This is a genomic window from Jannaschia donghaensis, from assembly GCF_001403795.1.
Classification (GTDB): domain Bacteria; phylum Pseudomonadota; class Alphaproteobacteria; order Rhodobacterales; family Rhodobacteraceae; genus Jannaschia; species Jannaschia donghaensis.
In genome coordinates this window covers 918,340-936,389 of sequence record NZ_CXSU01000011.1, presented here as the reverse complement: position 1 = coordinate 936,389, position 18,050 = coordinate 918,340, and the positions used below count along the sequence as shown (strand labels likewise).

The window sequence follows — 18,050 nt, the reverse complement described above, 5'->3', positions numbered from 1 at the left end:
TCAGAACGCTCCGTCGGCTTTGAGGCGCTCGAACGCGTCCTGATCGGCCCACCAGAAATCAAGGTTGCCCAAAGCATAGGGCGGCAGGTTTTCGGGGTGCCGAAGATAGTCGTAATAGGCGACGGTGTGAACCGGCTTGAACCACTGGGGGATCCAGAACTTCTGCGCCCGCAGACCCCGATCCAGTGCGGAAATGGCGACGTGCAGATCATCCTCCGTCTCCGCCGCTTCGACCGCCTTGATCAGCGCATCGATCCCCGGATCTGCCAGTCCCATCAGGTTGAACGCGCTGTCGTTGGCCGAACCCGAGCCGAAGTACTGCCGCAGGCCGGACCCGGGAACATAGGACATCGGCATCTGGTGGGTGATGATGTCGAAGTCGTACGACCGCTCCCGCTCCTGCATCTGGGCGTTGTCGACGCGGGTCATGCGCGCATCGACGCCCAGCGCGCGCAGGTTTTCGACGAAGGGGTTGATAACCCGGTCGAACGTCTGGCTGTCGTTGAGGAATTCGACCTGAAGCGTGCGCCCATCCTTGCGGCGCATGCCACCGTCGCCAACGGTCCACCCCGCCTCGTCCAGAAGCCGCGACGCGGCCCGCAGGTTCCCGCGGTCCAGCTGCCGGGCGCCCGACGTCGCAGGCAGCACCGCCTCCTCGGTCAAGATAGCCGCGTCCAGCAAACCCTCGTCTACAAGCGGTTGCAGGATTTCCAATTCCGCCTCCGACGGAAGGCCCACGGCCTTCAGGTCGGTGTTTTCCCAGAAGCTCTCGATCCGGTCATAGATGCCGTAGAACAGCGTTTCGTCCGACCATTCGAAATTGAACATCATCGCGATGGCGTCGCGCACCCGGGGGTCGGCGAATTTTTCGCGGCGCAGGTTGAACACGAAGCTCTGCGAAGTAGAGATCGACCCGTCGGGCAGTTCGGCGGTGATCACGGTGCCGTCCTGCACGGCCGGAAAGTCGTATCCCGTCGCCCAGGATTTCGAAGACGCCTCGTTGCGGAAGGTGTAATTGCCACCCCGGAAGCCCTGGAAGGCGGCATCGTAGTCGGAGAAATACTCGATACGGATGGTATCGAAATTGTTGCGCCCCACCATGAGCGGATGGTCGTAGCCCCAATAATCGTCGCGCCGCCGATACGTGACCGACCGGCCAATATCCATGCTGTCGAGGACGTAGGGCCCGCTGCCGACATGCGGCGTCAGGGTCGATTCCTCGAAATCGACGCCGCGGTCCTCGAAATCCTTCTTGGAGAAGATCGGCAAACCGCCCACCGTCGCGGGCAGGTCGCGCGTCGGGATGCCGTCCTTGAAGGTGAACCGCACCGTCAGCGGGTCGATCGCCTCGGCCGTTTCGACCTGGGTGCCCAGGACCGCGCGGAACGACGGCAGGCCCTTGTCGCGGAACGTCTCGTAGCTGAAAACCACATCCTCGGCCGTCAGCGGATCCCCGGAAGAAAAGGCGACATCGTCGCGCAGGGTAAAGGTCACCTCGCTGCGATCCTCGGGGTAGTCCATCGTCTCGCAGATCAGGCAGTAGCTTGCCCCGATCTCATCGGCCGTACCGGCAAGCAGGCTTTCATAAGGGGCGTTCGACAGGCCGGCGGCGCGGCCCTTGGGCGTATAGGGGTTCATCGAGTCGAAGGACCCGAAGGCCCAGACGCTGATTTCTCCGCCGCGCGGGGCGTCCGGGTTGACGTAGTCCAGATGCTCGAAGCCTGGCTGATACTTCATCTCTCCGCCCGGAAATGTGGTGATGCCGAAATCCGGCGTCGTGTCCTGGGCCGATACCGGGGCTGCGGCGATGGCGGTCACAAGTGCAAGACGTCGGAACATGGTGAACCTCCCGGAACTTCGTTGGCGATCAGGTAACGAGGCGTGGGGGCCATGTTCAAGGCCCTGCACCACACTTGGCGGTGAGGTGGGGCGTGATCTCGCCGCCCCGAGACGCCGGTCTACCCGAAAAAAAGGCCCGCCGAAGCGGGCCCGTGTCAATCACGCGAGGGCTGCGTCACTGCGTCGCGAGGTAGGCGATCAGGTTGGCGCGGTCATCGACGTCGTCCATTCCGCGGTACGCCATCTTGGTGCCGGGCGCGTATTCCTTGGGGTTCAGCAGGAAACCGGACAGGTTTTCAGGGGTCCAGTCACCTTCCATCGTGGCCAACACTTCGGAGTAGGCGTAGCCATCCGCGATGCCCTTGGAACGGCCAACCACATTCGACAGATACGGGCCGGTCGCATTGGCCCCGTCTTCGAGCTTGTGGCACGATGCGCACTGACGCCACAGCTTCTCGCCCTCCTCGGCGGAGGCGTTGACATAGACTTCCTCGAACGGGACTTCCTCGGCGACTTCGGCCACTTCCGTCTCGCCGGTGTCGGGCACTTCGATGGCATAGCCCTGCGCATGCTCTTCATCGCCGTGCGCTTCGGTGCCGACATGGTAGATCGCTTCCCCGGCCCAAGCCCCCAGTAAAAGGACCAGGAGCGCGCCGCAGAACGCCCCCAAGGATTTGGTTATCGTCATCGTGTCCATGGGGCACCCCTTGATCGGTTCTTCGTGGCGTCTCGCGTTGCGCGCCATGTATGTGGTTTCCTAGGGGGCGCGCAAGGGATACAGGCTGCGACCATACGCATCAGCGGCGGAAAATGCGTGCGGAAAACGGGGGCCGACGATGGGCAAGATCGCATTTCAGGGGGAGCTTGGGGCCTATTCCCACGAAGCCTGCGCCCAGGCGCGGCCGGACATGACGCCCCTGCCCTGCCCCACGTTCGAGGATTGCATCGCCGCCGTGCGCAGCGGCGACGCCGACCTTGCGATGCTTCCGGTCGAGAATTCGACCTACGGTCGCGTGGCCGACATGCACCGTCTGTTGCCCGAATCCGGCCTGCACATCGTGGGCGAAGCGTTCATCCGCGTCCGCATCGCGCTGATGGCCCTGCCGGGCACGCCGCTTTCGGATATCCGCCACGTGCGCGCGCATCTGGTGCTGATCCCGCAGGCGCGGGGCTGGCTGAACGCGCGGGGCATCACCGCCGAAGCCGCCGCAGACAGCGCCGGGGCCGCCGCCGATCTGGCACGGGGCGGTCAACGATCCGACGGAGTCCTGGCCTCGGTGCTTGCCGCGCAAACGCACGGGCTGGAGGTGCTGGCCCGCGACATCGAGGATCAGGGCCACAACACGACCCGCTTCGTCATCATGTCGCCCGCGCCCGATCAGCCGGCCCCGGGCAGCGGCCCGGTCAAGACCACATTCGTCTTCCGAGTCCGCAACATTCCCGCCGCCCTCTACAAGGCGATGGGCGGATTCGCGACGAACGGCGTGAACATGGTCAAGCTGGAGTCGTACATGGTCGACGGGCAATTCACCGCGACGCAATTCTACGCCGACATCGAAGGTCACCCCGACGACGCGCCGGTCGCCCGCGCACTAGAGGAATTGGCGTATTTCTGCACCCAGCTGAACATTTTGGGGGTCTATCCCGCCGATCCCGATCATTTCGACGGCGGGGCCGACTGACGCCTCAGGCGCCCTTTTCGACCTGCGACGCGAAATCCGCCACCCGCGCCTTGTAGCGCTTGGCCATCGTCTGCCGCGCCAGCTTGGCCGATTGCAGCATCAGCCGCGCGGCCAGGCTTCGGGCCCGCGCCTCGGACGTGACCGTCAGCCGCGTCAGCCGCGGGCTCAGTTCCTTCAGATCGACCTGGATGGTGACGGTCATGCCATCGGTCCCAGCCTCGGCCACCAATTGGGTCGGGGCGGCCAGCGTCGCCACCGTCACCTTGACCACGCGCGCCTTGCCCATGATCTCGGCCTTGCCGGTCCACGACGTGCCCTGTCCCGGCGGTCCGGGCGGAATGCGGGCAATCTGACCCACGCGCTTGCCGATGCGGTCCTCGAACCCTTCCAGGTCGGACACGCGTGCCCAGACGGTTTCGATGGGCGCGGCGATATCTTCGGTGGCAACAAATTTCATCGCGGCAACGCTCCTGATCCCGTGTCATCCCATATCGCGCCCGTCGCGCCGGGCAAAGAGCGATCAGGCCAGCGTATCTGCCAGCCAGTTCTTCAGCAGGAAATTCGCGATCGCGCCGTCGCGCGCGGGCAGAAGGCGCGGGTGCGTGCCGGCGAACACTTCGGCCAGTTCCTCGCGCGGGACCCAGATCGCCTCGGCGATTTCCTCGGGGTCGATCTCGATCGTCTCGGACGTGGCCTGTCCGTGCGCGCCCAGCATCAGGCTGCCGGGGAACGGCCAGGGCTGACTGGCAAGGTAGGACACCGCCCCCACGCGCACGCCCGTCTCCTCCCAGACTTCGCGGCGGACGGCGGCCTCCATCGTCTCGCCCGGTTCCATGAACCCGGCCAGACAACTGAAAAACCCCTCGGGCCACCCCGGAGAGCGGCCGAGCAAGACCGAATTGCCCCGCGTCACCAACATGATGACCACAGGGTCGGTGCGCGGAAAATGGGCGCGCGCGCAGCCCGGACAGGCCCGCATCCACCCCGCCTTGCCGACCTGCGTCGCCGTTCCGCAATTGGCGCAGAACCCATGGGTGCGGTGCCACTCCAGGACCCCGCGCGCCGTGGCGGCCAGCTCGGCATCCAGCGGCGTCAGATGAGTCATCATTCCGCGCAATTCGCAGAACGCCGTGCCGTTCGGCAGATCGGGATGTGTCTGCTCGCTAGGGTCTAGGAACGCGCCCAACGCGTCGGACAGGCCCGACACGTCCAGCCCGGACACGTCGCGCGCAAAGATCGCCGTTTCCTCGATCCGGCCCAGCAGGACAGGCGTGCCCAGATCCGCGAAGACGTGCCCGTCGACCAGGGCCAACCCGTCCCGCGCCGCATTCATCAGCGGCTTGCCCCGCCACATCGCAAGGGTTCGGACCGGCAGGGTTTCCAGGATTTCGGGATGGCGGCGCAGGTCTTCCGACCGGTCCAGACCGCCGCCGCCGAAGGTCACCGTCTCTGCGTGTCTCATCGGGCGTTCCTTGTGGCGGTCGGGCTGCGGTCGGGCATGGATAGGGGGCGGGAGCGACCGCGGAAAGACCTCACGCGCACCAAATTTAGGCACTGATGCACCGAATCGGTTGAATCGCGGGCATTTTGCCGGGCACCTTCCACACCATCGGTCGCCATCTCTGGCCCTCGACGGTCAGGCTCTCGCAAATCAGGCGTCCAACTGGGGAGATTTTCATGTTCACGAAACTTGGCGGCGTCGCCGCCGCAATGCTGCTTGCCGCGCCCGCTCTGGCTCAGACCGAAGTGCCCTTCGCACTCGACTGGAAATTCGAAGGGCCCTCCGCCGCCTATTTCGCCGCAATCGATCAGGGTCATTTCGCCGACGCGGGGCTGGAGGTTGAAATCAGCGCCGGCCAGGGCTCGCTCGACGCAATCCCCAAGGTGGCCACCGGCGCTTTTCCGATGGGTTTCGCCGACATCAACTCGCTGATGCGCTTTCTGGATCAGAACCCCGACGCGCCGGTTACGGCGGTAATGATGGTCTATGACAAGCCGCCCTTCGCCATCGTCGGTCGCAAGTCGCTAGGCGTATCCGAACCTGCCGATCTGGAAGGCCGCACCTTGGGTGCGCCACCCCCCGACGGGGCTTGGGCACAATTTCCCATCTTCGCCGAAACCGCCGGCATCGACGCCAGCAAGGTCACGGTCGAACCCGTCGGCTTCCCCACGCGCGAGCCGATGCTGGCCGGGGGCGAAGTCGATGCCGTGACCGGGTTCAGCTTCTCGTCCTACCTCAACCTCGTGCGTCTGGGCGTGCCCGAGGAGGATATCTCCACCATCCTGATGGCCGACCACGGTGTTGAACTCTACGGCAATGCGATCATCGCCAACACAGACTTCGCCGAAGCCAACCCGGAGGTCGTGACCGGTTTCCTGACGGCCGTCGCACAAGGCTGGAAGGACGTCATCGCCGATCCGGCCATGGGGGCGCAGGCCGTCATCGACCGCAACCCGGCCGGCGACGTCGACTTGGAACAGCGCCGGCTGGAGCTGTCGATCGACGCGAACGTCCTGACCGACTATGTGGTCGAAAACGGCATGGGCGGCATCGACGCCGACCGTATGGCGAAAGCCATCGAGCAGACCAAGCTGGTCTACGACTTCCAGTCCGAGCCCGATGCCAGCCTCTACTTCACCGACGCCTATCTGCCCGATGCCGATGCGCGGATGCTGAAGTAATATTTCTGCGGGCGGCCATCCGGGCCGCCCGAACCCCGAAAGCCCCCCATGTCCCTTCCCATATCTCTCGAACACGTCACGCACGCCTATTCCACGGCGGCCGGACCTCTACCGGTGCTCAAGGACCTGAGCATCGACATGCCCGAAGGCAGCTTTACCGCCGTGGTGGGGCCGTCCGGGTGCGGTAAGTCCACGCTTACGCGCCTGATTGCCGGCCTGATGAAGCCCGACCAGGGCATCGTGCGTCTGGGTGGCGCGCCGGTGACGGGGCCGCGCAGCACGGTGGGCATGGCGTTCCAGAACCCCGTCCTTCTGGAATGGCGCACGATTTTGCAGAACGTGATGCTACCGCTGGAAATCGTCTCGACCTCGATGTCGAAGACGCAGCAACAGGATCGCGCCCGCGAACTCCTCGCTCTCGTGGGGCTGGAGGGGTTCGAGGACAAGAAACCATCGGAGCTGTCTGGCGGGATGCGCCAGCGCGCCTCGCTCTGCCGCTCCATCGTGCACCGCCCCGAGGTTCTCATCCTGGACGAGCCGTTCGGCGCCCTCGACGCGTTCACGCGCGAAGACCTGTGGCAGACGATGCACGAATTGCGGGCCAAGGAGCAATTCACCTGCGTCCTCATCACCCACGATTTGCGCGAATCCGTGTTCCTGTCGGACCGCACGGTCGTCTTTTCCGCCCGCCCGGCCTTTGCGCAGCGGGTGGTGGAAATCGATATGGGCGGCAGGCGGACGCTCGACGATCTCTATGCGCCGCGCGCCGTCGAATTGCTGGCGGTTCTGCGGCGCGAAATTCAGGTGGCGCAGGGCCGCGACGTCGATCCGCCCGCCGCGTCCCCCGTTCCCGTCCCCGGTGTGGCAAACCGCCCGGTCGAGCATGTCGCCGCCACCGCGCAAGACCCCAGCACGGAGGCACCCCGATGAACGCCCTGCGCAAGATCGCGGTCCCGCTGAGCGCGATGGTCGTCTTCCTTCTGCTGTGGGAGGTGCTGGTCTGGGCAAACGGCTGGCCGAACTTCGTCATGGCCTCTCCCTCCGACCTGCCGCCCGCCTACACCCGCTATTGGGAGCTGTTCCTGTCGGGCAGTTGGCAGACCCTGTGGCGCACCATGGTCGGCCTTGCGCTGGCGGTGGTGTTCGGCATCGTTCTGGGCATGATCATGGGGTTTTCGCGGCTTGCCCGCGAAGCGCTCTACCCCCTCCTCGTCGGCTTCAATGCTGTGCCCAAGGCCACGGTGGTTCCGATCATCGCGCTGCTTTTTATCGGCCAGCACGATCTGAATACGATCCTGATGGCGTTCATGATCTCGTTCTTCCCGATCGCCGTTTCCATATCCATCGGCCTGTCCACTTTGGAGCCTGAATACCGCGACATCCTGCGCAGTCTGGGGGCCTCCAACACGACGATTTTCTGGAAGATCGCCCTGCCCAAGACGCTGCCGGAATTTTTCGGCGCGCTGAAGGTTTCGGTCACGCTGGCCTTCATCGGCACCAATCTGATGGAAATCGTGTCGCCCCACGGACGCGGCCTTGGGGCCCTGTTCGATTCGGGTCGGACCAATGCGGATTACCCGTTGATGTTCGCTGTCCTGATCGCGCTGGCCGTACTTGGCATCGCGCTCTTCTACGTCGTGGTCGCGCTGGAAAAGATCTTTGCGGGTTGGGCGGAACGCGCACCGGGGTAATCCTGTCTTGATGCACGATTCCCGATCGCGGCCTGCGGCTCTGGCCGTCAAAATCTACCCCGGTTTCCGGGGCATGGCATGGCTTTCCGACATGACGGAGGGTGCCAAATACGCATGCTCGGATACCTGGTGATGTCCGTTCGTATCGTGATCCTTCTGATCGCCATTCCATCGGCCCTCAAAGCGCGGGCACTCCACGTCGCGCTCCCATTCTTCGACACCGCCAGCCTCGATGATCTGCCGGAAATCTCGAGGGCGGCCCGGACAACGGCCAACCACCCCCGCCGCCAGATGCGAGAGTTGAGCGAAACGCGTTTCATCACTTTTCCGGCATCCCACGACTATACCCCCGATCCGACGCAGGGCATCGGGTTCCGAACATCGGAAGGCGTGAAATGGTGGGGGCCGGGCCGCGACAGTGCCGCCGCGCTGGCCAGTGCCGGGCATCCGTTCGACCTCGTCCGGCTGGAGGGGCACAGCCACTGGTTCTACGAAAGCGGCGAAGCGATTGCGGCGGATGCCTGGAAATGGATGGGTCGCGTCGCAGAGTGATCTTGCATCGGCGCGCGGCGCATATTACCTGTTGGTCGAGAGGTTGGCGCGGGCAGGCGTCTTGCCAACCTGGTCAGGTCCGGAAGGAAGCAGCCACAGCGAGTCCCGTTTGGGTCGTCGTCCAGCCTCTCACCACCCCTCCCCTTGCAATCGGTTCAGATCAGCACGTTGCTCCGCGATGGCAAATCCTGCGCGATCAACGTCGGCCACAAGGGACGTCCCCGTTCGCCCAGCGGATCCAGATGCCCGATGCGCGCCATGCCGAAGGTCCGCGGGTCCAGAACCACCTGACGTTTCATCGCCCCTGGATAGGCCGTCATCAGCCGCCAGACCGCCGCCGGCGGACACAGCGCATCGTCGGATACGGCGACCACCCGCATCGGACAGGTCAGCGCGGTCGCATCGGCGACCGGCAGATCCGCGTCGTCACGCTGAAACGCGGGCGAGGTGCACCACTGCCGCCACTGCGCATAGACCCCGGCCGGCAGGTCGTGCCCGATGCGCAGCGCGCGCGTCGGAAATCGGCCGATCCGGCGGGAAAGCGCACCCAGACCCGGTGCCCAGAAGGCCCGCGCGAAGGCCTGATAGGGCCAGGGATGATCCCGCACATTGACCGCCCCCGACGCGACCGTGACGACACGCGCGATGGACGCAAGCCCGGTCTGATACGGCAGCATCATACCCCCCAACGAATGGCCGATCACCCACAGCGGTGCCTCCGGCAGACGCGCGCGCAACCAGTCGCGCGCGGCCTGTTGATCGTGGACGCCCCAGTCGGTCATGGTCGCGGCGCTGCCCTGCGCGGACCCCGACGCTCCGAAATCGCGGTAGTCGTAGGTCAGACAGGCGATCCCCCGATCCCGCGACAACCATGTCGCAAAGGCCGCGTAGAACCGCGCGGGGACACCGGTCGCCGCGTGCAGAACGACAGCGGCCTTCGGTTTTTCACCGGACACAAACAGGGTCCCGGCAAGCGCGGCGGGACCGGACGGGATCGTCACATTCTGTGTCGTGGACACGTTCATTATTGGACCAATCAGTCTAGACCATACGGTCTGATGACATGCGCTGGACCATTCGGTCAAGTCATGGAAAGTTACGCCATGGCCGACCCCACCCCCTCAACCCGCGACCGGCTGATCCACTCCGGCGTGACACTCTTTCAGGAACGGGGGTTTCACGGCACCTCAGTCGCCGACATCCTGACGGCGGCGCAGGCCCCGAAGGGATCGCTCTATCATCACTTTCCCGCCGGAAAGGCCGACCTCGCCCGGGCGGCGGCGCACCTGGCGTCGGACCTGATGCTGGACATCATCGCCCGCGCCTACGACCCGGCCGAGGATTTTTCTGGCGGGACGGTGCGGATGTGCGAAAAGCTCGCCCGCCTGTTCGAACGGCAGGCCCATTGGCGTGCCTGCCCGGTCCAGACGTTGTTCCTGGATGGGCCGTTGGACAGGGCCGAAGGCGAACGCCTGCTGCAATCCTGGATCGACGCGACCCAGGCGCAGGGCCTCCGACTGCACGGCCCCGCCCCGCTGACGGACGCGCAACGGATCTGGGCGACCCTTATCGGGTGCTGGACATTTGCGCGCATCCGCGGCGATGCGGCCCCCCTGCGGAACATGCCCGACCTTCTGACCCTGGGCGAAACGAGGAGCGCGTGATGTCCGACGACAAGAACAGCCTGGCCAAAGACCGGACCGACTGGGCCGAAGACCGCACGACGCTTGCGAACGAACGGACCTTCGCGGGCTGGATGCGAACCGGCATGGCCGCCATCGCCATCGCCGTCGGACTGCGCGCCGTCTTCGGCGAGGCGGAACCCACTTGGGTGCCCAAGCTGGTGTCGACCCTGTTCGTGATCGCCGCGCTCTTCATCTTCTGGTCGGCGCGCCAAAATGCCTGCAAGACGCAGACCCGGCTGGACGAGCACCAGGCCGAGGTACAATCCCGCGAGAACTACACGCTGCTGTCGATCATCTTTTCGGTCGGGGCGGTGACCATCGGCATCGTGCTCTGGACGCTGTGACCTGGGCTCTGGCAACCGGCCCGCGATCGGCCTAAGTTGACGACCGGACCGGAGGGGCAGGCATGACGACGGAATACCAGGTTCTCGCGCGCAAATACCGCCCCGCGACCTTTGCCGATCTGATCGGCCAGGACCCGATGGTCCGCACGCTGCGCAACGCCTTCGCCGCCGACCGTATCGCGCAGGCGTTCATCCTGACGGGCATACGGGGCACGGGCAAAACGACAACCGCGCGCATCGTGGCCAAGGGGCTCAACTGCGTCGGGCCGGATGGCAACGGCGGGCCGACGACCGAACCTTGCGGCGTCTGCGAGCCCTGCGTCGCCATCGCCGAGGGCCGCCACGTCGACGTTCTGGAAATGGACGCGGCATCGAACACCGGCGTCGGCGACATGCGCGAGATTATCGACTCGGTCCACTACCGCGCCGCCTCCGCGCGCTACAAGATCTACATCATCGACGAGGTTCACATGCTCTCGACCAGTGCGTTCAACGCGCTGCTCAAGACGCTGGAAGAACCGCCCGCCCACGTGAAGTTCATCTTCGCCACCACCGAGATCCGCAAGGTCCCCGTCACCGTCCTGTCCCGGTGCCAGCGGTTCGACCTGCGCCGGATCGAACCGGAAGTGATGATCGCCCACCTGCGGGGCATCGCCGCCAGGGAAGGGGCCGAAATCGCGACCGACGCGCTGGCCCTGATCGCGCGCGCCGCCGAAGGATCGGTGCGCGATGCGATGTCCCTGCTGGATCAGGCGATCAGCCACGGGGCCGGGGAAACCACCGCCGATCAGGTTCGCGCGATGCTGGGCCTGGCGGACCGGGGCCGGGTGATGGATCTGTTCGACATGGTGATGAAGGGCGAGGCTGCGGCCGCGCTGGAGGAATTGGGCGGGCAGTATTCGGACGGGGCCGATCCGATGGCCGTGCTGCGCGATCTGGCCGAACTCACGCACTGGGTCTCCGTCATCAAGATCACGCCCGACGCCGCCGAAGACCCGACGGTAAGCCCGGACGAACGCGCCCGCGGTCAGGCCTTCGCCGCAGGGCTTCAGATGCGCAGCCTGACCCGGATGTGGCAGATGCTCCTCAAGGCGCTGGAGGAGGTGGGCAACGCCCCCAACGCCATGATGGCCGCCGAGATGGCGGTGATCCGTCTAACCCATGTGGCCGACCTGCCCAGTCCCGACGACCTGGTCCGCAAGCTGCGCGATACGCCGATGCCCCAGGCCGCAGCACCTGCCGCCCGCCCGGCCCCCTCGGGCGGCGGGTCCAGCCCGGTCGCGCGCGGGTCCGCCATGCCGGCACTGGCCCACGACAGCGATCCGTCCTTGGCCCGGTTCCAGACGTTCCCGCATGTCATCGACCTGATCCGTGCGAACCGCGACGTGAAACTGCTGGTTGAGGTGGAGACGGGCGTGCGCCTTGTCGCCTATGCCCCCGGCCGGATCGAATTCGAGCCGGCCCCGGGCGCCGCCGCCGATCTGGGCGCGCGGCTGGCCGGGCGGTTGCAGGGCTGGACCGGCGTGCGCTGGATCGTGTCGATCGCGCAGGGCGGTGCGCCGACCGTGGCCGAAGTGAAGAACGAGGTTCAGGACGAGGCCGATCTGGCCGCCCGCTCCCACCCGTTCACGCAGGCCATCCTGAACGCCTTTCCCGGCGCGGAGCTTTTGCCCGTCAGGACCTTTGCGGTCATCGAACAAAAGGCTGCCGAGGACAGCCTGGCCGAGGTCGAGGACGAATGGGATCCCTTCGACGAGGGATGAGGCGACCCGCGCGGCCCGCCGGAAAATCCCCGCCCCGGCATGAAACCGAATCCCCCCTACGGCTGTTGGGACGGTGAAACGCCAAACAACCGGAGGCCACCATGCCCGACAGCTTCGTAACAGGACTAGACCAGCAGACTCAGGAACAGATGTGCGAGGTGCTCAACGCGCGCCTGGCCGTCGGCATCGACCTGCGGCTTGCCGTCAAGCAGGCCCATTGGAATCTGCGGGGCCGTGGCTTCATCGGTGTGCACGAACTGCTGGACGAGGTTTCGGCCCGTCTGGGCGAAGGCACCGACATGATGGCCGAACGGGTCGCCCTGATGGGTGGGTTCGCGCGCGGCACCACACAGGTCGTGGGCGACAAGACCACGCTGAAACCCTATCCGGTCGAGTTGACCGCGATCGAGGAGCATATCTCTGAGCTTGTGTCGCGCTTCAAAGATTACGGCGAAATGATCCGCAAGGGTATGGAAGCCGCCGACGACGCCGGGGACGAGGATACCGCCGACCTGCTGACCGAAGTCAGCCGCATGGTCGAGAAGGACACCTGGTTCATCGGCGCCAACGCCGCCGTCTGACGAACCGCGCCACCAGATCGCTACGAACGGGCCGCCCCGACCGGGGACGGCCCGTTTGCGCATTCGACGCACCGCCCCACGGACGCCCGAACCTGTTGCGACGGCCATGTCCGGCTTGTCGTTTGCCATTCCGGCGCTTACTTCCAGATCAACGCGAAACGGAGAGGAATGCGGATGTTCAAGGGTCTTGGCGGCCTCGGCGATATGGCCGGGATGATGAAGAAGGCGCAGGAGATGCAGTCCAAGATGGGCGAGATGCAGGACAACCTGTCGTCCATAACGGTCATCGGCGAATCCGGAGCCGGCCTGGTCAAGGCGACCTGCACCGCCAAGGGCGAGCTGGTCGGCCTTGATATCGACCCGTCGATTTTCGTGCCCTCCGAGAAGGAAATGGCCGAGGATCTGATCTTGGCCGCCATCAAGGACGCGCAGGCCCGCGCCGGGGAGCGCAGCCAGCAGGAGATGGGCAAGATCGCCGAAAGCATGGGCCTGCCGCCGGGCATGAAGCTGCCGTTCTGATCGGCTGCCCCGCACGATGGACGCCACGCGCGACATAGAGGCCCTGATCGGGCTGATGGCCCGCCTGCCGGGTCTTGGCCCGCGGTCCGCCCGTCGCGCCGTCCTGCACCTGATCAAGAAGCGCGACACGCAACTTCTGCCGTTGGCACAATTGCTGGCGGATGTGGGTCGGACCGTGCGCGCGTGCCTGAACTGCGGAAACCTGTCGACGGGCGATATCTGCGCCATCTGCGACAGCGCCAAGCGACAAACCGGCCTGATTTGCGTGGTCGAGGATGTCGCCGACCTTTGGGCGATGGAACGGGCGAAGGTCTTTCACGGTCGGTATCACGTTCTGGGCGGCACGCTGTCCCCGCTCGACGACGTTGGCCCGGACGATCTACACATTCCCAAGTTGCGCGACCGGATTGCCGCCGAAGGCGTGACCGAGGTGATCCTGGCCTTGAACGCGACGGTAGAGGGGCAGACGACGGCCCATTACGTCGCGCAGGAATTGGCCCCGACCGGTGTGGCGATCAGCGGGCTGGCCCAGGGCGTGCCGATCGGCGGTGAACTCGACTATCTCGATGACGGCACCCTGCGCGCCGCCTTGTCCGCGCGTAAGGCTTTTTAGATTTCGGTGTCGGACGCCAGCGTGTTAGCTCTATCCACGCCTTGAGCGCGGTCCGATTCCGGTCTGTGACTGAATGGCCCGGGGACGCATGGACATAGCTTCGCTTTTGTTTGCCGCCTTGGCACTCCTGCTCGGGGTGGGTCTTGGCCGGTGGCGGCGTCCCAGGCCGACACACCCCGAACTGCGCGCCGTCCCCCTTGCGGAACGCAACAGTCCGGGGGCCGCTCTGGCGCTTTTCGATCTCGACGGCCTGACGGGGGTCAACGATCAGCACGACTTCGACACCGGCGACCGTCTTTTGCATGCGGTGGGTGATGTTTTGCGGCGGGGCCTGCCGCCCGGCGCGGCGCTGGAACGGCTGGAAAGCGGGCGGTTGCTGATCTGGGCACCCGACACCGATCTGGACACCGCCGTCGGCATGGCCGAACGCCTGCGCAGCCTCGCCTCTCTGGTGCAGGTCGCGGGGTTGGACGGGACCGTCGCGCGCACGTTGTCGGTCGGGGTCGTGGCGACCGCCACGGATGAAAGCCGCGCCCGGTCCATCCTGCGGGCGGACATGGCCCTTGCCAACGCCAAGCGGGCGGGCGGCAACCAGACGGGTGCCGTCCGCGCCGCCGCGGCACCATCGATCATGCCGTCGCAAGACGTCATCGCGGACGCCATCCACACCCGCGCGCTTGAATATCATGTTCAGCCCATCGCGCGATTGTCCGACCGCCGCGCCGTCGGCGTGGAAAGCCTGCTGCGCTGGAACCGGCCCGACGGGGTCGTCCTGGGCCCTGGCGGCTTCATCGACACCCTGAACCGCCTGCCCGAAGCCGGCGTCGATCTGCTGCCGGGTGTCGCGATCGATGCGGCGGAGCATTTCGTGCGCCGCCCCAAGCCGATCTACACCACCTTCAACGTGACCGGTGCCATCCTTGACGGCAAGGACAGCCCGGCGGGCCGATGGCTTACGCAGATCCTCGATAAACTTCCGGCGGAACACCTCGTGCTGGAGATCGTGGAAACGGCCGTCATCGTCGCCCCCGACCGCGCCCATGCGCTGATCGAAGAATTGCGCGCCCGCGGCGTGCGGATTGCGCTCGACGATTTCGGAACTGGCCTGTCCAACCTGGAACGTCTGTGCAGCTATCCCGTCGACATCCTGAAGGTGGACCGCTACTTCGTCGCCGGTTTGGGAACCACCGGGCGGGAGGAAGCCACGCTGACGGCCATGGTCGCGCTGGCCAAGGGCATGAACCTCGACCTGATCGCCGAAGGGATCGAAACCGAGGCGCAGACCCAGGCCCTGATCGACTTGGGCGTCCACTACGGACAGGGGTATCATCTGGGCCGCCCGGCGCCCGCCGCCGACTGGTCCGCGCGAATGAATACGCCGGCCTAGCGCATCGGCGACAGAAGCGCGTCGTCAAGGGCACAGTCGCGGATCACGTCGCGCCCGCAGGTCCGCGGCTCCAGATCACGGGTCAGGCACACGCGCACTTCCTGTACCCGGTCGGCCCGACAGGTCACCGTCACACCGTCGGCGGACAGTTCCGGGTTCGCCTCCAGAAAGGCGTCCTCGATCACGCGGGCGGGCAACGTTACCTCCCGCCCCAGGTCGCGGATCGCGGCGGGCCGCGTCACCTGCGCATAGGCCAGGCGCGACAGATCGAAGTAATCCTCCGCATCCAGCCCCGTACAGACGCCGTGCTTGCGCCACTGATGAAACGCCAGACCGGACGACCCCATGATATCGACCATGGCCGCCGTCTGCCCGCGTGTCGCGGACCGTTCCGGCGTGCGGCAATAGCTGGGCCAGCCGGTTTCGTACTGCGGCCACAGGCCGTGCAGCGTGAACCCGTATCCCCGCCCCGCATCGCATTGCGGCGACTCGCGCCGGTCGCCTTCCAACGCGCACCACGTCGGCGTCCACGACAGGGCCAGCACGTAATAGTCGAACTCTCTGGCCGCCTCTCCCTCGGCGTGCAGCGGCGTGGCCAGCATCATCAGGGCGGCGATCAGACGTTTCATCTTGGGTCTTTCGGTTTTCATCGGCCCGTCCTATATAGCGCCCCAAGTTCCCCGAAAGCGAGAACAAGCGGCCAGCGCCGCAGCCCCTGATCCGGGCGACGAAGAAGCCATGTCTGGAAGGATGCAAACGATGAACAAACCTATCATGGCCAAGGCCACCGCCGTCTGGCTGGTCGACAACACCACGCTGACCTTCAAGCAGGTCGGCGATTTCTGCGACCTGCACGAGCTGGAGGTTCAGGGCATCGCCGACGGCGACGTGGCCGTGGGCGTCAAGGGCTTCGACCCGGTCGCCAACAAGCAGTTGACGCAGGCCGAAATCGACGCGTCCGAAAAGGACCCGGCCCGCAAGCTCAAGCTGTTGCACAACCCCGCCTCCGAAGGCGAGGAGAAGCGCCGCGGCCCCCGCTACACCCCCCTGTCCAAGCGTCAGGATCGCCCGGCGTCCATCTTCTGGCTGGTCAAGTTCCACCCCGAATTGTCGGACGCCCAGATCTCCAAGCTGATCGGCACGACCAAGCCGACCATTCAGGCCATCCGCGAGCGGACGCATTGGAACATCCAGAACATTCAGCCGATCGACCCTGTCGCCCTTGGCCTGTGCAAACAGACCGAGCTGGACGCCGCAGTGCAGAAGGCCGCCGCCAAGCAGGCCAAGGACGGGGAAGCCGCGATGACCGACGATGAGCGTCGCAAGCTGGTCTCCACCGAGCAGAGCCTCGGCATGGACCCCGACGAGCCGAAGATGCCGTCGAACATCTCGGGCCTCGAGACGTTCAGCCTGTCGGGCAACGACGAGGAAGAGGAGAAGGTCGACCGGCGCGACGTGCGCGATGCCGACAGCTTCTTCAACATCCCCGATGACGAAGACGATGACGACGCCGACAAGTAACGCGGCACAGACGGCGTGATTGCACGGGCCGCGCCTTCGGGGGCGGCCCTTTTGCCATCCGGTCCACGTGGCCACAGCCCGCGACAATCGCCCGACCGTCGGTTGACCCCAAGGGCGGCGTCGGGGACATCGGGGCACCCGATCCCGGAACCCTGCGATGCGCCCCTTCTACTACTCCGTCACGACCAATTTCGGCGATCATATGAACGCCTGGATGTGGCGCGACCTGTGTCCTGCCCTGGTTCAGGGCAACAGCCCCCGCCTTGTCGGCGTTGGCTCCCTTCTGTCGCACAATCTCGACGACGTGCCGGGCGACAAGGTCGTGTTCGGCACCGGCACCGGCTATTCCGGCCTGCCCACACCTGAACAGGCCGCGCGCTGGAAAATATACTGCGTGCGTGGCCCCCTGACGGCGCGGCACCTGGGCCTCGACCCGGCCGTGGCCATCACCGACGGGGCCTGGCTGGTGGACCGACTGCCCGAATATGCCAATCTGACGCGCGCCCGGCGCGGCACCGTTTTCGTGCCGCACTGGACGTCATCGCAATACGGCAACTGGGCTGCGCAATGCGCGCAGATGGACGTCGACTTCGTCGATCCATTTTGGGATGGCAAGCGGGTGCTGTCGGCCATCGCCAACGCCGATCTGGCGATCGTGGAGTCACTGCACGGCGCGATCATGGCCGACTACTACCGCACGCCCTGGATCGCCGTGTCGTCGCCCGCACGGGTGCTGAAATTCAAATGGCTGGATTGGTGCGGCTCGCTCGACCTGTCCTATCGGCCGTTCGAGCTTCCCGCATCCGACATCTTCGATGCCCGGCTTCAGGGCCGCGCGATGGGCGCGAACGGCGGCGTTCCCGTGCCGATCGACGTCGCCCCCGACACGTTCGACGTGGCGCAATCCGCGCCGACGCGCGCCAAACCCGGCCCCCTGAATGCGGCGCGGGTTCAGGCGAAATCGGTGCTGCGGACGACGCGCGCGGCGGGGTTCCGGGCGATGGCAGCCCTGCGCGGCAGCGGCGTCGCCCGGCGCGCCAACCGCGCCAACGCGGACGAAATCGCCGCCTATTTCGAGGGCCTTCAACGCCAGACCCCGATGCTCAGCAGCGATGCGGTGCGGGCCGACCGCTTGGCGCGACTGTCGGACGCCTTTGAGCGGATGCTGGACGATTATAACCTGCGCTAGGC

At 65.8% G+C, this 18,050-nt stretch carries 19 protein-coding genes, 1 other RNA gene and 1 pseudogene; 15 read left to right on the top strand and 6 right to left on the bottom strand.

Annotated features, from left to right (window positions below; all coding sequences use genetic code 11):
* Together JDO7802_RS09080 and JDO7802_RS09075 are read right to left on the bottom strand one after the other, a co-directional pair.
* Entirely contained in the window at positions 1-1,839 is a 1,839-nt protein-coding gene (locus JDO7802_RS09080) for an extracellular solute-binding protein (RefSeq protein ID WP_055084679.1), read from the bottom strand.
* 175 nt (positions 1,840-2,014) lie between these two features.
* Positions 2,015-2,536 (bottom strand): c-type cytochrome, encoded by a 522-nt coding sequence (locus tag JDO7802_RS09075; protein WP_055084677.1) that lies wholly within the window; start codon positions 2,534-2,536, stop codon positions 2,015-2,017.
* Between the two features lie 139 nt (positions 2,537-2,675).
* Here JDO7802_RS09075 and JDO7802_RS09070 point away from each other — a divergent pair, with 139 nt between their 5' ends.
* Positions 2,676-3,521: a prephenate dehydratase gene (locus JDO7802_RS09070; RefSeq protein ID WP_055084675.1), complete on the top strand. Its 846-nt coding sequence runs from the start codon at positions 2,676-2,678 to the stop codon at positions 3,519-3,521.
* 4 nt (positions 3,522-3,525) lie between these two features.
* On the opposite strand, the gene JDO7802_RS09065 is transcribed toward JDO7802_RS09070, so the two are convergent.
* Together JDO7802_RS09065 and nudC are read right to left on the bottom strand one after the other, a co-directional pair.
* Positions 3,526-3,978, bottom strand: a complete 453-nt coding sequence (locus tag JDO7802_RS09065) for an SRPBCC family protein (RefSeq protein ID WP_055084673.1) — start codon at positions 3,976-3,978, stop codon at positions 3,526-3,528.
* Positions 3,979-4,041: 63 nt separating this feature from the next.
* Entirely contained in the window at positions 4,042-4,983 is a 942-nt protein-coding gene (nudC, locus tag JDO7802_RS09060; protein WP_055084671.1) for an NAD(+) diphosphatase, read from the bottom strand.
* Positions 4,984-5,198: 215 nt separating this feature from the next.
* Here nudC and JDO7802_RS09055 point away from each other — a divergent pair, with 215 nt between their 5' ends.
* The 5 genes and pseudogenes from JDO7802_RS09055 to ffs all read left to right on the top strand — a co-directional run bounded on the left by JDO7802_RS09055 (position 5,199) and on the right by ffs (position 8,581).
* Positions 5,199-6,203 (top strand): ABC transporter substrate-binding protein, encoded by a 1,005-nt coding sequence (locus tag JDO7802_RS09055; RefSeq protein ID WP_055084669.1) that lies wholly within the window; start codon positions 5,199-5,201, stop codon positions 6,201-6,203.
* A gap of 147 nt (positions 6,204-6,350) precedes the next feature.
* A pseudogene (locus JDO7802_RS09050) lies at positions 6,351-7,133 on the top strand (ABC transporter ATP-binding protein); the annotation flags it as partial.
* The gene (locus JDO7802_RS09045; RefSeq protein WP_055084667.1) at positions 7,130-7,894 is read left to right on the top strand and encodes an ABC transporter permease; all 765 of its coding nucleotides are present in this window, start codon (positions 7,130-7,132) and stop codon (positions 7,892-7,894) included. The pseudogene JDO7802_RS09050 and the gene JDO7802_RS09045, both read left to right, overlap by 4 nt.
* Positions 7,895-8,008: 114 nt before the next feature.
* The gene (locus tag JDO7802_RS09040) at positions 8,009-8,446 is read left to right on the top strand and encodes a hypothetical protein (protein WP_055084665.1); all 438 of its coding nucleotides are present in this window, start codon (positions 8,009-8,011) and stop codon (positions 8,444-8,446) included.
* A gap of 36 nt (positions 8,447-8,482) precedes the next feature.
* Positions 8,483-8,581, top strand: an RNA gene (ffs, locus tag JDO7802_RS17655) — signal recognition particle sRNA small type.
* 20 nt (positions 8,582-8,601) lie between these two features.
* Here the strand turns inward: ffs and JDO7802_RS09035 are convergent.
* Positions 8,602-9,471 carry an alpha/beta hydrolase family protein gene (locus JDO7802_RS09035; RefSeq protein ID WP_055084663.1) on the bottom strand — a complete coding sequence of 290 codons (870 nt, stop codon included), beginning with the start codon at positions 9,469-9,471 and terminating at the stop codon, positions 8,602-8,604.
* A gap of 78 nt (positions 9,472-9,549) precedes the next feature.
* Between JDO7802_RS09035 and JDO7802_RS09030 the strand changes: the two genes are divergently transcribed.
* The 7 genes from JDO7802_RS09030 to JDO7802_RS09000 all read left to right on the top strand — a co-directional run bounded on the left by JDO7802_RS09030 (position 9,550) and on the right by JDO7802_RS09000 (position 15,338).
* Positions 9,550-10,110 (top strand): TetR/AcrR family transcriptional regulator, encoded by a 561-nt coding sequence (locus JDO7802_RS09030; RefSeq protein WP_187298116.1) that lies wholly within the window; start codon positions 9,550-9,552, stop codon positions 10,108-10,110.
* The gene (locus JDO7802_RS09025) at positions 10,110-10,475 is read left to right on the top strand and encodes a YidH family protein (RefSeq protein WP_055084659.1); all 366 of its coding nucleotides are present in this window, start codon (positions 10,110-10,112) and stop codon (positions 10,473-10,475) included. The genes JDO7802_RS09030 and JDO7802_RS09025 overlap by 1 nt, the downstream gene beginning before the upstream one ends.
* A 62-nt stretch (positions 10,476-10,537) precedes the next feature.
* Positions 10,538-12,238, top strand: a complete 1,701-nt coding sequence (locus JDO7802_RS09020) for a DNA polymerase III subunit gamma/tau (protein WP_055084657.1) — start codon at positions 10,538-10,540, stop codon at positions 12,236-12,238.
* Positions 12,239-12,339: 101 nt separating this feature from the next.
* Positions 12,340-12,819, top strand: a complete 480-nt coding sequence (dps, locus tag JDO7802_RS09015) for a DNA starvation/stationary phase protection protein Dps (protein WP_055084656.1) — start codon at positions 12,340-12,342, stop codon at positions 12,817-12,819.
* Positions 12,820-12,993: 174 nt separating this feature from the next.
* Positions 12,994-13,338, top strand: a complete 345-nt coding sequence (locus JDO7802_RS09010; RefSeq protein ID WP_055084654.1) for a YbaB/EbfC family nucleoid-associated protein — start codon at positions 12,994-12,996, stop codon at positions 13,336-13,338.
* A 16-nt stretch (positions 13,339-13,354) separates the two neighbouring features.
* Entirely contained in the window at positions 13,355-13,951 is a 597-nt protein-coding gene (gene recR, locus JDO7802_RS09005) for a recombination mediator RecR (protein ID WP_055084652.1), read from the top strand.
* Positions 13,952-14,039: 88 nt separating this feature from the next.
* Positions 14,040-15,338 carry a GGDEF and EAL domain-containing protein gene (locus JDO7802_RS09000; RefSeq protein ID WP_055084650.1) on the top strand — a complete coding sequence of 433 codons (1,299 nt, stop codon included), beginning with the start codon at positions 14,040-14,042 and terminating at the stop codon, positions 15,336-15,338.
* Here the strand turns inward: JDO7802_RS09000 and JDO7802_RS08995 are convergent.
* On the bottom strand, positions 15,335-15,967 hold the full coding sequence (locus JDO7802_RS08995) for a ribonuclease T2 family protein (protein ID WP_055084874.1): 633 nt from the start codon (positions 15,965-15,967) through the stop codon (positions 15,335-15,337). The two genes, JDO7802_RS09000 and JDO7802_RS08995, sit on opposite strands and share 4 nt — an antisense overlap.
* Positions 15,968-16,097: 130 nt before the next feature.
* Here JDO7802_RS08995 and JDO7802_RS08990 point away from each other — a divergent pair, with 130 nt between their 5' ends.
* Both JDO7802_RS08990 and JDO7802_RS08985 read left to right on the top strand, forming a co-directional pair.
* Positions 16,098-16,859 (top strand): DUF1013 domain-containing protein, encoded by a 762-nt coding sequence (locus JDO7802_RS08990; protein WP_055084648.1) that lies wholly within the window; start codon positions 16,098-16,100, stop codon positions 16,857-16,859.
* A 157-nt stretch (positions 16,860-17,016) separates the two neighbouring features.
* Entirely contained in the window at positions 17,017-18,048 is a 1,032-nt protein-coding gene (locus JDO7802_RS08985) for a polysaccharide pyruvyl transferase family protein (RefSeq protein WP_055084646.1), read from the top strand.
* Positions 18,049-18,050: the final 2 nt, after the last annotated feature.